Genomic DNA, 14,217 nt, shown 5'->3' with positions numbered 1-14,217 from the left:
TACGATGCGCTATCATCCAAATAAGATATTTAAACGTCCCATTACATTTTGAGTATTTGCATTGACTCGATGTATAACCTGATTATTTGGACCAATAAGCTCGCTACCAGAAACAGCGCCCGTGTGTAATTTATTGCTTAAACCAATGTAATTATATTCAATGCCTAAGGTTATATTTTTCATAAATTGATATTCAATGCCACCGCCCGCTACCCAGCCGTTGTGCTCCTTAGACATGTTCCAATTTAAATTAAGCGGCGGGAGTGCAGGTAGAGTTCTTCCACTCGTTTTAATCGTAGCCCTTGCATATCCGCCTTTTGCATATACAAGCCAATCGGGATTAATTAAAGCACCTACTCTACCGGAAGCTAAGAAAAAACCTTTGATATTCGTATTTACTGTTTGTTGTGAACCGCGGGAAGAAAAGACTTGTGCTACATTAGATTGTGTTTTACTTAAGTCAGTCCAAAGATAAGCTAGCTCAGCACCCATGACCCATTGGTTAAGCTGGTAATTAAAGCCACTTTGAGCGCCGCCGGATATATTTGACATATCAAATCGATTGGTTGTGGCAATGATTGGACCACTTGGACCTGAAGCGTCGTATGGATTGATGTTTTGATAAATCCATTTTGATGAAGCCCACATGCCACCCAAATTACCACCAACATAAAATCCTGACCACTGAGTGTCAGGAAGTACTGGTCCCATAGTACCTGCCCATAATGACGATATTGAAGAAAACAATAAACCTACATAAAATCCCTTATTCATTTATTTTCTCCCTAAGTGTTATCAAAAAGGCCTTCGCAAAGTTCGTAAAGATTACTGCTTTAGACTATAGTAAGTGTCAAGCCGTTTAAAGCCAGTGATCATAAATATAACCATTTGATAATGGACGAATTTTAGTAATAAATTGCCCCAAAAGTAGCCTTGATGCAGCGCAGCGAAATCAAGGTTTATCTAGTTCAACAAACATAGCCTTGCTACAATTGATCAACACACACAACTAATTGATTCGCAAATTTAATAAATTGGTCTAACATAGTTAGCATCTATTATGGAAATATATTATGAACCTTGGAAGCGCTTGGCAATCACTTAAAGAGTTAGTTAAACTGTGGCGTATAGACAGAATACCCAGCTTAGCTGCAGCCTTATCTTTCTATACTCTTTTCTCATTGGCGCCCATCTTACTTATTTGTATAGTTCTCATCGGCTTTTTCTTAGGCGAAGCTGCCGCCCAGGGCCGTATTTTAGATCATATTTCTGATTTAGCAGGAACAAAAGTCGCTTCGCAAATTCAAACCATGATAGAAAATAGCCAAGAGGTTAGTAAAAGCAAAATGCCTCAGATCATTGGGATTTTCTTCTTGATTTTTGCTACCACTAGGGTTTTTGCTGAACTTCAGAATGGCTTAAATAGAATTTGGGGAGTTATGCCTAAACCTGGTAGAGGATGGTTAAATACAATTAAGGGCCGCTTCTTGTCTTTTAGTATGGTTCTTGGGATCGCCTTTCTTCTATTAGTCTCAATTATATTAAGTTTCAGTCTTGCTGCGATGAGTAGTTTGCTCGTTAAGATGTTCGGCGGTAGTGTATACAATTTCATGATCTTAGATTATATCATTTCTTTTCTCATCATTACCTTGCTTTTTGCCATGTTGTTTAAGGTATTACCGGACGTTATTCTTGATTGGAAGGACGTATGGATAGGCGCTTTTATTACAGCCATCTTATTTACTTTAGGAAAATTTATTGTCAGTTATTATATTAACCACAGCAATAGAGTCACAATATTTGGCGCAGCCAGTTCTTTAATTGTTATTTTAATTTGGTTTTATTTTTCTTCACAAATATTATTTATAGGCGTTGAAATAAATAAATTACTAGTATTGAAAAAAGGCAAAACTATCCAGCCAAAGGAAACTGCTCTTTTAGTTGATAGTAACCGAAATATAGAGAACATAAGTTAACGCCTTCAACAGTACTATGCTTGTTCTTTAGCTTTGCAAATAATAAATCATTGGGTGTTAACACTACATTCCCGGTTTATATGCCGATGGAATCTTCTCATATAAACTATATATCACCTCTTCAGCCTACTCCCTAAACTCTTGAATTTCCTCTAGACCCTCAAACCTAATTAAGCTTGCTTTAAACAGCAACTTATTTTTCATCTAGCAAGCAAGTAAGAATAGCTCTAGCATGTAATTTATTAAACATATTGATTAATTTGTAAACAAAATGATATAATGTAACTCTCAAAATTGCATTTTTAGGAGTAGTTATGTTAGCACACAAAAATACATCTGTAGAGAAAACAATTTCCAATTTGCTTGATATTTACCCAACAGTTAAATCCATAAATCCAGAAGCTTTTAAAGAATTTAAGGCTTATTTACAAAGATATCCTGGGCAAGATATTTTAACAACTTTAGGTAAGAGAAAAGACGAATTAGACCAAATGATTTTATATTATTTTACGCCCGCGCTTATCGATAATGATTTAGAAAAAGTTATGGACCATTTAGAAATACTTTTTATAAATTATTGGGAGAAAAAAATGATACAAACTGCTCAATTAAGTAGAGCAGTCTCTTATGAGAATCCTCAGGTTTCATCTAGATACACTACGAGTAGCCAAAATAGAGCGCCAAATTCTTATCAAACGAGTATGGCTCATCTAATGAGACCTGTTACTGGAGTGAGGCAACAGCCAGATAATTATGCAATTAATCATGATGCTGAGCAAACCACTTGGCGAGCGCCTTCTAGACCAACGGCTTTTAGCAATACCCTTTATTATTTGCCAGAAATGGTTGATTTAGAACGTACTAGCCATAAGAGGCGTGTAGAACCAGAAAAAGAAAGCGCAAGTAATAAATATAGTAAAACTGATACAGCTAGTCGAGGGGAAAAAACTCCCAATACTTCACTATCTAAATATCCTAACTTCGCTTATTCACTATTTACTCCTGAAGAGGATTTAAATCAAGAAGTTGTAAATTTTGATAAAAGCATATTTGATTATCAGTAAGTTGTAAGGGAGGTATCCTATTTAGTCTTTACGAAAAGCTTTTAAAAATAAGAGTAAGTTAGGCTAAACGAAGTGCAGCCTAACGAATCTTCAATGCTCTAAACTTGATGACTGAAATTGTTGGGCCGCTATGCTTAGCCCAACCTCCGTTCGCTAAAATGATCTATGATAAGGTTATTAAAATATAATCAAAGTAAAAGGATTAGAACTATTTTTATTTTAGTGGTGTGCCTTGATGAAAAATCATACGCCATTGCTTATCTTGCAATCTCCAAATAGAAGACCTAATAGCTTGCTTATTCATAGCGTCGGCAGTATCTTTAACTGAGCTAATATAGGTTAATAAGATAATATTCTCAGACAGTGCCTTAGCTTTGAATGAATATCCACTATATTGGGGTTGATTTATGCTTTTAAGCCATCGTATTACTTCAGCTTTATCATATAAATCCGCGCTACTACCAATTTCTATAAATTCATCATCAATAAGATTAGCGAGTTCTTCTAAAGAATCTGTTCTATCCAGTAGCTTCTTTTCCTGTTTAACCAGTAAATTAACGATTGATTCTTGCATTATTTATCCTCTTTAACTCTCATTTATAAGCGCATGATATTAATTTATTGAACTTATTCTCAAGTAGTAAAAGCAAGAGTAGGCTGAGCTAACCAAAATGCAGCCCAACAAATCGCGAATGCGAATAATTAGTATAAAAAGTGAATAAAGTGATATTTGCTACAAATTAGCTTAGGCTCAATTTAATAAGAAGTTTTCTTAAATTGCTTTACTACTTCAAGGTTTAAGTTATTGATTATTTGGCCACTAGCCTCACCAAAGTTTTTGTCTCCTTCAGTAAGCATCCAAATAAAGAGCGCATCAAGATTATCACTAGATTTGGTATTAATTATATGAGGACCAAAATAAACAGTCGCGGTATAGGTAAACATCTTCATTCTCCAACGAAGGGGATAAAAGCTGCCTAAAAAGCGCTTTAAAAGTTAAGGAGATCTAAGAAGGTATAATGTGGTTACAAGTTCTAAGAAACATGAAAATGTTTATACAGTCTGATAACTAATTATAGTACATATACACTCTTAAATCCCTAGTGATTATTACTCGGTTTAAGCAAATGGTGAAGTATATGTTTTAAGGTATTAAACCCCTCTTTAGGGAGCTTTTTATGTCCATTATTTATAGCATTTATAAAACAACTATACTCGCGTTAATTAAGTAAAAAAGGAATGCAATGGCTGATATAAAGGATTTAAATGAATTTAAGGAGGAAAAGACTTTTATTCTTTACGATCGGGCTAATGAAAGAGAGGAAATCATTAATCAGATAAAAATTATTTGGGGCTTACTAAATGAAATCATTCAGCTCTTAGAGAAACACCTAGTTAAGTCATTCAAATTAGAGGAATTAAAACTACATAATGAAATTAGTACTCATGTAAACCAAGTATTAGCTCATCAAGACAATATCCAATGTTCGATAAAAAGAAATATTTATCCATCAGAAAACCCATATAGCTATCGGAAGTATATAATTTACAAGCATACAGATCATAATTTCATTAAAAATCTTAATCCCTTAATGAATTAAATCAAAATTTCTATTGAAAAAATATATTTTTCAAAATTTAGCAGAAAACTCTAATTTACTTATTAAATTTGAATTTACCCAATAGTTTTTAATTTAAAGAAAATTTAAAGCATTCTTAATTAGGAAAAAGCAAGATCCTACTACTATTTAACAAATGTACCCAAATAAGTACAAAAATTTAACCATCAGAATTAAACCCTTACCAGCCTTATGTCGTTGAGCGGAATCGAACCGCTGGCCTATTGATTACGAGACTATTTTTTATCAATATCAAATATTATCAAAAAATATCAAATAATAGGACAATCCCTTATTTAATAAGGTTTTTATCCATTCTATAAATTTCATTTTATTTCATCTGATATCATAAATAAACATAATTACCGGTACCAAAATTGGTACCAAAAGCATTAGGGATGATTATGAAATTTATCGATAGCTTTATTAAAAATCTCAAGCATGAGAGTAACTGGCATGAAAAAATAGAATCAAGTGGGCTTGGAATCAGAGTTATGCCAAGCGGTAGTAAGTCTTGAATTTATCGTTTTATTATAAATGGTAAGCGCCAAAAAATGACTTTAGGTAAGTACCCTGCTCTTAGCCTCAAACAAGCTAGAGAACTTCTGTTTACTATGCAAGGATTAAAAGAACAAGGAATTAATCCTATTGAACATAGTAGGCTAGAAAAGTTAAAAGATGCTTATAATGTAGAGAAACTAATTAATGATTGGTATAACCACTACGTAGTCAAAAACCGCAAAAAACCTCTACAAATAAAACAACAAATTGAAGCTGATATTATTTCTTTATTTGGCCATTTTAGTTTAAATAAATTGCAGCCCTTGGATATATCTAATGCATTAGACATTATTGTTAAACGCGGTGCCCCAATTCAAGCAAACCGAGTCTTAAGTACATTAAAGCAAGTCTTCAATTACGTAGTCGGTAGAGGAAGCATGCAAACAAACCCTGCTTCTAATATTCGTGCTTGCGATATTGGCGGGTTAGAAAAACATCGGGAGCGCTATCTTAGCTTAGAGGAAATTAAAAAAATTTGGCATTTTTTAGATAGCTCACAATGCCAGATGTCAATTCAAACTAGAAGTGCCATAAAAATAATTATTCTTACAGGGGTCAGAACAGCTGAAATACGGTTAGCTCAGTGGAGCCAAATTGATTTCGCCAATTCCCTTTGGATAGTACTGCCTGAACATAATAAAGGTGGAATCACCGTTAAAATTCATTTAACTGATCTAACAAAATCTATTTTTAATGAGCTTAGAGAAATTAGTGATTCTCCTTTTGTGCTTTCAGGCATAGTTGAAGGTAAGCCGCTTGATGAAAATGCGCTCCCAAGAGCAACTAGACGTATTCAGGCAAAAATATGTATTCCAGAGTGGACTGCTCATGATTTAAGGCGGACATTTGCAACTCAGCTTAAAGAAACGCTACATATTCATCCTGTCGTAATTGAAAAATGCTTAGGTCATAAAATGCCTAAAATTATGGCTACTTATAACAAGAACGAAATGCTACCTCAAAGAAAAGATGCACTTGAAAGATGGGCAACCTGTATTCAGTCATGTATTTCCTATCAGGCAACTAAGAAACAAGAACAATTAAGTATGGTGTAAATTAATATAAATATAACCATCTCACTTAGAAATTGGAATTTTGTTTAACCCAGAGAGATAGATAAGCAAACGTTTGAGACAAACTTAGCTAAGACAATAGTGACTGAAAATGCTTGAGAAAGATATTAATCTTCAAGTTCATCTCATAGAATTAAATATTATTAAGTCATTAATGCTTACATATGCTTTCTTCTTTCTTACTAATAGAATTTATTTCATGATTTAGGGCATAGGTTAGAACAGTCCTAATTAACACAATAATAGCAACAATACCTATTGTATAGTAATCAGGTGCTGTTATAGTACTTATAAGATCTGCTGCAACAATAAATTCTAAACCAAGTGTCAATACGCGGCCTAGGCTTAATCTAATATTATATTAATATTGAGTGCAAATTTACTATTAGTTAAGGAGTAAAACACATAATAAATGTAACGCCCTAAAGCGATTAATACACCTATTAAAATAACCAAGACACCGCATAGAGAAATGCCTTCTTGTATAAAGACTAGTATAGAATGAAAATTATCTATATTCATTAATTCCCTCAGGATCCATTTACATGTTATCTAAATAAACTTCCACCCTTTCAAAGTTAAACAACCGTTGAAATAATTAACTATTTAGATATTTGTATTTAAATTAATATTTAATCAAATCAACGCTGGTTAGATTCAAGTAAGTAGAAAAATTTAAGCAAGATTAATTATCATTAATGACCTCCAACTTTTTCAATCCTATCCTGTTTTTCTACAGCTCTTCTAATGCCTCCTAATGAAACTTAAGAGTCAGTGAACTTTAGTAAATAGTTTATCAACTAAATTAAATAATTTAGGGAAAATTGACTAATTTTTAGTACGGATGAAGCAAGATAATTATTAATATTATTTAATTCGATAATTTAACCATAGCTAAATTGGTAGCAAGGTCAAACTAAATTAAGAGATTGAAAAAACAGAAATTATTAAAAGATAACTATACTTTTATAAATCGACTTTTTCTTATCTTTTTTCTTAAATTTAATTATTACTTATCTTTAGGAACTTTAATTTCCTGTTTAAGTTCTTCTATTGCATGTAAAATTTTGGCTTGATTTGCCTTATCTTTAGCTTCTTTACCAATTAGAAAACTGGCAACAACAGCTGTAATATAACCAAAAATGGCAAACCCATATATAGCTAACCCTAAGCAAAGAATGCGCCCTTCAACTGTCTTTGGCCAGAAATCCGAGCCCATGGTTGTTATCATCATAGCAGCCAACCAAAGCGCTTCACCATAATTAGCAAAGACCCCTTCAAAAGCATAAATGCCTGCTGCGCCAACCAAGGTGACTAGAATGGTTAAACTAATAATATAGAAAAAACCTTGCCGACCTAACGTAAACCCAAGAAGGCGCATGCTATAGCGCATGGAGGAGAACACCTTAAATAAATACAAGCTTCGCGTTGCCCGCATAAATGAAAACAAGCGAAATAAGCGAAAAACAGGAAAAAAATAATACAAACAAAGCCAGCCAATTTCTTTCTAAATACTTAAGCTTAGAAGGTGACAATAATAGTCTAATAATAAAATCAAAAATAAAAATAAGCCAAATCGTGAAGCTAAATGTCTCTAGAGGCTTATTTAAGCCTAAAGTCAGCTCAATAATAATTAAAATTAACCAAATTAAAGCAAGAACTATGTTTGTTATTTTGTTTTTTGGTATTGCTTTAGCTTATCAACCTGAGATTTACACGAATGGACTAATCAAATTATTTCCAAAACAAAAGCAAAATAAAGTAAGAGAGGTACTGAATGATACAACCCAAACTTTACAACTTTGGCTAGCTGGTAAAGCTTTCTCCATGCTTATTATTGGCCTGCTTACTTGGATTGGACTTTGGATTTTAGATATCCCACTTGCATTCACTCTTGCACTCTTAGCCGCCCTTCTCTCTTTTATTCCCAATATCGGCCCTATTATCGCTGCTGTTCCAGCTATACTACTTGCATTATTAAAGAGCCCAATATTTGGACTTTACGTTGTACTGTTATATTTGGCAATTCAAACGATTGAGAGTTACTTAATTACGCCCCTTATTCAACAAAAATCAATTTCCTTACCGCCTGCATTAATTGTTTTTATGCAACTTATCATGTCGTTATTGGTTGGCATCCTAAGCTTAGCCCTAGCCACACCCTTACTTGCTGTCATCAGTGTCGTCGTTAAACAAACTTACTTAAATGAAGATTAAATATAAGAGATGGGCTCTGATTTACTTATAAAATGATTACAGGGGAAGTTGGGTTCTTAAGTGCTAAAATAATAAAGAGTAGCATCTTAGTAAAAGGCCCTTAAGCCATAATGAATCTTACTTACATTAAAATAACAAAGGAATGAATGTAGTGGGCGCAAAATTATTAAACCTTTTAGCAAGATTGCATGCGAGTTACTGGTATATACCACTAATCATGGCGATTGCATCACTCTTACTTTCTATTTTTACGGTTTACCTTGATCAAACATTCGTTCCTCAGTGGCTTGTTAACCTTGGTTGGTTTCAAACAAGCAAACCTGATAGAGCAAGTGCTATCTTATCAACGATTGCTACATCAGTAATAACCGTAGCAGGTGTTGTTTTTTCGATGACCATTGTAGCTGTCTCATTTGCAGCGAGCCAGATTGGACCTCGTCTCATAGCAAATTTTATGCGAGACAGAGCAAATCAAGTCACTTTAGGAACATTCATTGCAACGTTTCTTTTTTGTTTGTTTATCCTTCTCGCTCTTTTCAATCTCAATGACAGTGGCGCCAGCGGGATAAGTACAAAGCCTTTCTTACCGCAAATCTCATTACTTGTTGCTATTATTTTGACTCTATGTAGTGTAGGCATTCTCATTTATTTTATTCACCACATTCCACAAAGCATTAACGTGTCTAACGTAGTAGGTAAGGTAGGCGAAGAGTTATTTAGACAGGTTGACTGTTTATTCCCTATTAACATTGGAAAAGATGGACCTAGTCAGGAACATGCCTTAAGTTTAAGTAAATTTAAGAGTACCGTTAGCGCAACTCAGCATGGTTACATGCGAATTATAGATGGCAACTCATTGCTAAGTATTGCGTGCAAACATGATTTTATTATTAAAATCAACGCAAGGCCTGGCGACTACATAACTGAAAATGACACTATGTTTACCATTTACTCTTCAGAAGAACTTACTAAGGACATCAAAAATAAATGCATTAAGGCTTTTATATTTGGTCACGAGCGCAATCAAGAACAAGACATTCTCTTTTTAGTCAATGAATTGGTCGAAATTATTGCTCGAGCCTTATCACCCAGTATGAATGATCCCTTTACTGCTATGACCTGTATGAATTGGCTAGAGCTTACCTTACAAAAAGTCTCAAAGGCAAAGCCACCATCTAGTTATCGCTATGATACAGATAATCAATTAAGAGTCATTGCATCACCCATCTATTTTGAGGAACTTTGTGATCTAACCTTTTGCCGAACACGCTCATATATATGCAAAGATAGGAACGCAACTATGCATATGTTAAAGATAATCCATAATGTTTGTACTCATATTTCCTGTGAAAAGCATAAGACTATTCTTATAAACCATGCAACCGCATTTAAGGATGCGGCCGTTTCTGGCCAGATTTTACCAGATGCTAAAGAGATAAAAATTCTATATCAACAGTATTTTAACTAAAAATTCCTATTGAATAGTTATTTAAAGACATTATTTCTCTTTTAAAGAGCTGCTTTTTCCTTACTGCCATTGCTTTCATTATTAGATAAGAGGTTATGTTCCTGATCAATGGCTTTATGTTGGCGAACTTGCTTTTTCATTTCAGCCACCTCACTACGAAGCTCCCCTTCAGCATGCGTTGCAATCATCCCTTCTTCTTTCGTTGTCTGTATCTCATCTTTTCGTACGGTAGATGCAGCCTCAGCCGCTTGAACTTTAATAATTGTATCTTTACCGATATTTAAATTCATACCTGGCCCAGGCATAGAAATATCTGCATCCTGGAAGGCGCGCTTTATTAAACGAATAGCTGATGATCTTACCTTCTCCCAGTTATATTTTCGGCTGTCTAACCAAAGGTAAATACGTATATTTACTAGGCCCACTGCCAAGCTATCGACCAACACTAATGGCTCAGGCTCCTTTAAGACCGCAGGATGTTGGTTTAGAGTTTTTAGCGCTATTTCTTGTGCTAGTGAGATTGTTTCATGACAGCTAATTGCTATTAAGAAACTTTCACGGCGTTTAGGATTTTTAGTGAAGTTTGTGATATTACTTTGATAGACTGTAGAATTAGGAATTTGTACTTGGTGCCCATTTTCCGTTACCAATATTGTGGCGCGAATTGTAAGCCCCTGTACATAGCCGGTAATATCTGCAACCTCAATTAGATCGTTATTATTAAAAGGTTTTTGTATACTAAGTAAAATACTTGCCAAAAGATTCTCGGTAATATTTTTAAATGCAATACCTAGCACGATACCAATAACTCCAGTACCTCCAATTAGAGTCAGCGCAATGGTTGTTAAGCCAAAAAGTTGTAAAATCAGATAAAGCCCTATTGTGAGGCATAAGAATACTACAGCACGCGCAGCCACATCGGCTAAAAGCGGATGTATACCTCGAAAATGCAAAGTTTTACGGATAAGTTTTGCAATAAAGTGAGCTGCAGCCCAGGCAATCGCTATAATCAATAGAGCAAAAATAAAGAATGGTAACGCTCGTACAAAATGGCGCCATTGTTCTCGTAAACCTGCGCCAATTTGCTGCTGAATATCCCATATTGAAGGATCAACAATTTCCATCCGATTAACGACCGCAACAACGTCCTGCGTCTTTCGGGCAAGATTCTCCGCCCATTTTCGGTGATCAGTTGTCGTAGCGCCTCCCTCAAGAAAGACAACGCCATCAGTCACACTAACTTTTGGTCGTATATACCAGTTAGTTGCTTCAAGTATCGCTTCAAGCCGCTTTTTGATGTCATTATCACGCGCAATAGGCTTTACATCCACTTTGGTAATTTCTTCTGCAGGTTTTGCAACGATATCCTGCGCTGAATTGGGTAACGAATTTTCTTGGCCAAAAGAAGATGCCGTAAAAAGAAAGAACAAAAAAAATAAGGGAGCTGAATGATAAATAAATTTTTGCTTGTTCAACGTTATTCCTTTAACTTAGATTAAATTAGAATAAAAGATAAGATAGCAATAGAACAGCAGCACTACTTAGAATAATACCTAACGCCATTTTAATCTAGCTTAGGCTTGTCTGTGGAGTCTAACAACTTTTATAAAAGGATATCTATGTGGTTAGCGAATTGGAGTGTTTTCTACAAAACAATTTTAGCAGCACTTATTAATTTTACCGCGCTAGTTTTTTTTGTTCGTTTAGCTGGTAAACGAGTTTTATCTAAATTAAACATTTATGATTTCATAATAACTGTGTCACTTGGCTCGGCATTAGCGTCTTCAATTTTGTCGAACACAGTCAGTATTACGCAAGGTATTTTAGCTTTGTTTTGCTTAGTACTTTTACAAAGCTTAATCTCTTATATCACCACACGGTTTAAAAAAATACGTACTTGGGTTAAATCTGATCCCACGCTATTATTCTTTGATGGTGAATTTATTAAGGAAGCCATGCAGTCTGTCAGGATTAGTGAAGAAGATATTTTAGGCGAAATCAGGGTATTTGGTATAAGTGATTTAGAAGAAGTCAAAGCAGTAATTTTAGAAACAAATGGGAGATTAAGTGTTTTACCGGTAAAATCTAATCAATCGCTTACAGCACTTTATAAAGCTAAAATTAATTACTTAGAACCATTTAGAAAATAACTTAAGCTAACGAAGGCCTTGCATTTCTTAAAACAATAAAACCCATACTTCCTGCCATTAGAGAGCCAAGCACCACGCCAATTTTTACCATAGGCATTAGATGCAGATTATTATCTTGGAAAGCTAAGGAGCCAATAAATAAACTCATCGTAAAGCCTACCCCACAAATTAGCGCAATCCCATAGACTTGCTTAAGGTTAATATTATCTTTTTTAAGAAGCTTTTTAAATTTAACAAAATAACCCAACGATAAGAAAATACCAACTTGCTTGCCAACAAATAAACCCAAGGCTATTCCTAAAACAATAGGATGCATAAACATAGCCCTATCAAGTCCAATAAAACTCACACCTGCATTAGCGAAAGCAAAGAGAGGCAGAATTAAAAAAACAATCCAAGGATGCAGACTATTTTCAAGACGAGTAAGCATCGATCTTTTGCCCTCATCTGGAATTGTCATAGCAATCACTATGCCTGCTAATGTTGCATGAACCCCTGATTTTAAAACCGCAATCCATAGCGCAACCCCAACGACCATAAATAACGATATACGACGGTATTTAAAATAATTTAAGCCCATTAAAATTAAAGTAAATAACAATGCGAAGGACAGCGAAACCAAAGATAATTTGTTCGTATAAAAAATAGCAATAATAACAATAGCTGCAATATCATCAAAAATAGCGATGGCTGTCAGTAGAATCTTTAATGAAAGCGGTACACGAGAACCTAATAAAGAAACAATTCCTAAAGTAAAAGCAATATCAGTGGCCGTAGGTATTGCCCAGCCATGTAAGAAAATCGAGTTATGCGCATTAAAGTAGGCAAAAATAGCAGCAGGCAGTAATAATCCACTTAACGCCGTGATAACAGGGACAACGAGATTACGTTTATCGCTTAATACGCCTCGCTTAATTTCTCGTTTAATCTCAAGACCAATTAACAAAAAATAAATAGCCATTAAGCCATCATTAATCCACAATAACAAAGGCTTTCTAATAGAAAATGTTCCTATACTTACCGCGCCATTTACTTGTAATATATGCTCATAGATAGATCGAAATGGTGAGTTAGCGATTAAAATTGCTATGACCGCAGCGATAAAAAGTAAAATTCCGCCCAATGTTTCTAGATTATAAAATGATTTTGAGTTGGTCATAAGCTTATTCATTAAAAATAAAAATTAGTGTACTAGCTCATTAATCGAGTTAATAGCAATTTCATACTAAAGCATTTAAATTGAAGGTAAGCAAGCATAAGCACAGTTAGGAGGTTTAAGCAATATGAAAGTAATTTAGGATTTAACATAATCTATAATATTGTGAGATAAATATTTTAGCTTTTGATTGTAAAGTTATGCTCCTATTAGGAGGATTAAAAGTATATAAATCTCTTTTGCTAATAGGCAATAATCTAAAATAGTATAAAGTTTAAAAAAATTTATTAATGGTTACAACAAAGCAACTATAGTGTTTTCATACTCTATTATTTCAACATTTTAACAGAGTATTAGTTGCCTCTTACTTTAAAGTTCAAGGAGTGAACGATGGATACTGAGCCAAAAAAAAGATCAATTAAACAATATTGGCCTTTGCTCTTATTAATATTAGTTTCTATGCTATCTGCATTTGCTATTAACGCCCATATTAATGGCGACATGAGAGTCTGGATACATTATTTTATGGGTAATTTCTTTGTACTTTTCAGTACCGTTAAACTATTTCACCCTGTAAAGTTTGTTCAAGGCTTCACAATGTATGATATTTTAGCTAAGCGTATTCGCTTATATGCCTATGTCTATCCTTTTCTCGAGTTATTATTAGGCCTTTTATACTTGTCTTTCTTCATTCCTGTGCTGACTTACCTACTTACCGTGGTCTTATTAACTCTTAGCAGCATCGGGGCAATTAATGCATTAAAAACCGGACTAGACATTAATTCCCCATATATGGGTTCAAATTTAGATGTTCCTTTATCAACAGTTACTTTAATTGAAAGTATCGGAATGGCTTTTATGGCTTTAATTTTATTATTAACAACTGCTTTCCAATGGCTTGCAAGGTGGTTTTAAATTAAATGTAATTTGAAA

14 protein-coding genes and 1 pseudogene are annotated in these 14,217 nt (G+C 34.2%); 8 read left to right on the top strand and 7 right to left on the bottom strand.

Features of this window, described 5'->3' with window-relative positions; genetic code table 11:
* Nucleotides 1-12: 12 nt before the first annotated feature.
* Nucleotides 13-774: an outer membrane protein gene (locus E1P04_RS10285; protein ID WP_131782822.1), complete on the bottom strand. Its 762-nt coding sequence runs from the start codon at nucleotides 772-774 to the stop codon at nucleotides 13-15.
* A gap of 299 nt (nucleotides 775-1,073) precedes the next feature.
* Here E1P04_RS10285 and E1P04_RS10280 point away from each other — a divergent pair, with 299 nt between their 5' ends.
* Together E1P04_RS10280 and E1P04_RS10275 are read left to right on the top strand one after the other, a co-directional pair.
* Entirely contained in the window at nucleotides 1,074-1,976 is a 903-nt protein-coding gene (locus E1P04_RS10280) for a YihY/virulence factor BrkB family protein (protein WP_131782821.1), read from the top strand.
* Between the two features lie 314 nt (nucleotides 1,977-2,290).
* Nucleotides 2,291-3,040 carry a hypothetical protein gene (locus E1P04_RS10275; RefSeq protein ID WP_131782820.1) on the top strand — a complete coding sequence of 250 codons (750 nt, stop codon included), beginning with the start codon at nucleotides 2,291-2,293 and terminating at the stop codon, nucleotides 3,038-3,040.
* 214 nt (nucleotides 3,041-3,254) lie between these two features.
* Here E1P04_RS10275 and E1P04_RS10270 read toward each other — a convergent pair whose 3' ends face one another.
* Nucleotides 3,255-3,614: a nuclear transport factor 2 family protein gene (locus tag E1P04_RS10270; protein ID WP_131782819.1), complete on the bottom strand. Its 360-nt coding sequence runs from the start codon at nucleotides 3,612-3,614 to the stop codon at nucleotides 3,255-3,257.
* Nucleotides 3,615-3,796: 182 nt separating this feature from the next.
* Entirely contained in the window at nucleotides 3,797-3,985 is a 189-nt protein-coding gene (locus tag E1P04_RS10265) for a hypothetical protein (RefSeq protein ID WP_131782818.1), read from the bottom strand.
* 299 nt (nucleotides 3,986-4,284) lie between these two features.
* On the opposite strand from E1P04_RS10265, the gene E1P04_RS10260 reads away from it, so the two are divergent.
* Complete coding sequence (locus tag E1P04_RS10260) at nucleotides 4,285-4,641, top strand: hypothetical protein (RefSeq protein ID WP_131782817.1); 357 nt, start codon at nucleotides 4,285-4,287, stop codon at nucleotides 4,639-4,641.
* A 422-nt stretch (nucleotides 4,642-5,063) separates the two neighbouring features.
* Nucleotides 5,064-6,275, top strand: a pseudogene (locus E1P04_RS10255) (tyrosine-type recombinase/integrase).
* Nucleotides 6,276-6,444: 169 nt separating this feature from the next.
* Here E1P04_RS10255 and E1P04_RS18060 read toward each other — a convergent pair.
* Nucleotides 6,445-6,624 carry a DUF1622 domain-containing protein gene (locus E1P04_RS18060; RefSeq protein WP_242604432.1) on the bottom strand — a complete coding sequence of 60 codons (180 nt, stop codon included), beginning with the start codon at nucleotides 6,622-6,624 and terminating at the stop codon, nucleotides 6,445-6,447.
* A gap of 678 nt (nucleotides 6,625-7,302) precedes the next feature.
* Nucleotides 7,303-7,686 carry a potassium channel family protein gene (locus tag E1P04_RS10245; RefSeq protein ID WP_165482744.1) on the bottom strand — a complete coding sequence of 128 codons (384 nt, stop codon included), beginning with the start codon at nucleotides 7,684-7,686 and terminating at the stop codon, nucleotides 7,303-7,305.
* A gap of 47 nt (nucleotides 7,687-7,733) precedes the next feature.
* Here E1P04_RS10245 and E1P04_RS10240 point away from each other — a divergent pair, with 47 nt between their 5' ends.
* A complete protein-coding gene (locus tag E1P04_RS10240) occupies nucleotides 7,734-8,510 on the top strand; it encodes an AI-2E family transporter (protein WP_131782815.1) in 777 nt (258 codons plus the stop codon).
* A 151-nt stretch (nucleotides 8,511-8,661) separates the two neighbouring features.
* Nucleotides 8,662-9,978 carry a DUF2254 domain-containing protein gene (locus E1P04_RS10235; RefSeq protein WP_165482743.1) on the top strand — a complete coding sequence of 439 codons (1,317 nt, stop codon included), beginning with the start codon at nucleotides 8,662-8,664 and terminating at the stop codon, nucleotides 9,976-9,978.
* 41 nt (nucleotides 9,979-10,019) lie between these two features.
* On the opposite strand, the gene E1P04_RS10230 is transcribed toward E1P04_RS10235, so the two are convergent.
* Entirely contained in the window at nucleotides 10,020-11,453 is a 1,434-nt protein-coding gene (locus E1P04_RS10230; RefSeq protein ID WP_131782813.1) for a mechanosensitive ion channel family protein, read from the bottom strand.
* A gap of 144 nt (nucleotides 11,454-11,597) precedes the next feature.
* Between E1P04_RS10230 and E1P04_RS10225 the strand changes: the two genes are divergently transcribed.
* Nucleotides 11,598-12,128, top strand: coding sequence for a DUF421 domain-containing protein (locus E1P04_RS10225; protein ID WP_131782812.1), 531 nt, complete (start codon nucleotides 11,598-11,600; stop codon nucleotides 12,126-12,128).
* Nucleotide 12,129: 1 nt separating this feature from the next.
* Here E1P04_RS10225 and nhaA read toward each other — a convergent pair whose 3' ends face one another.
* Entirely contained in the window at nucleotides 12,130-13,287 is a 1,158-nt protein-coding gene (gene nhaA, locus E1P04_RS10220; protein WP_131782811.1) for a Na+/H+ antiporter NhaA, read from the bottom strand.
* A 387-nt stretch (nucleotides 13,288-13,674) separates the two neighbouring features.
* On the opposite strand from nhaA, the gene E1P04_RS10215 reads away from it, so the two are divergent.
* The gene (locus E1P04_RS10215; RefSeq protein ID WP_131782810.1) at nucleotides 13,675-14,199 is read left to right on the top strand and encodes a MauE/DoxX family redox-associated membrane protein; all 525 of its coding nucleotides are present in this window, start codon (nucleotides 13,675-13,677) and stop codon (nucleotides 14,197-14,199) included.
* Nucleotides 14,200-14,217 lie beyond the last annotated feature (18 nt).

The organism is Legionella gresilensis (assembly GCF_900639865.1).
GTDB lineage: Bacteria > Pseudomonadota > Gammaproteobacteria > Legionellales > Legionellaceae > Legionella_C > Legionella_C gresilensis.
The sequence above is the reverse complement of the archived record's forward strand: the minus strand, read 5'-3'. Positions and strand labels throughout refer to the sequence as shown.

Coding starts and splice junctions, on each gene's coding strand:
- E1P04_RS10285 (WP_131782822.1), bottom strand. CDS start 774: ATGAATAAGGGATTTTATGTAGGTTTATTGTTTTCTTCAATATCGTCA.
- E1P04_RS10280 (WP_131782821.1), top strand. CDS start 1,074: ATGAACCTTGGAAGCGCTTGGCAATCACTTAAAGAGTTAGTTAAACTG.
- E1P04_RS10275 (WP_131782820.1), top strand. CDS start 2,291: ATGTTAGCACACAAAAATACATCTGTAGAGAAAACAATTTCCAATTTG.
- E1P04_RS10270 (WP_131782819.1), bottom strand. CDS start 3,614: ATGCAAGAATCAATCGTTAATTTACTGGTTAAACAGGAAAAGAAGCTA.
- E1P04_RS10265 (WP_131782818.1), bottom strand. CDS start 3,985: ATGTTTACCTATACCGCGACTGTTTATTTTGGTCCTCATATAATTAAT.
- E1P04_RS10260 (WP_131782817.1), top strand. CDS start 4,285: ATGGCTGATATAAAGGATTTAAATGAATTTAAGGAGGAAAAGACTTTT.
- E1P04_RS10245 (WP_165482744.1), bottom strand. CDS start 7,686: ATGCGCTATAGCATGCGCCTTCTTGGGTTTACGTTAGGTCGGCAAGGT.
- E1P04_RS10240 (WP_131782815.1), top strand. CDS start 7,734: ATGAAAACAAGCGAAATAAGCGAAAAACAGGAAAAAAATAATACAAAC.
- E1P04_RS10225 (WP_131782812.1), top strand. CDS start 11,598: ATGTGGTTAGCGAATTGGAGTGTTTTCTACAAAACAATTTTAGCAGCA.
- nhaA (WP_131782811.1), bottom strand. CDS start 13,287: ATGACCAACTCAAAATCATTTTATAATCTAGAAACATTGGGCGGAATT.
- E1P04_RS10215 (WP_131782810.1), top strand. CDS start 13,675: ATGGATACTGAGCCAAAAAAAAGATCAATTAAACAATATTGGCCTTTG.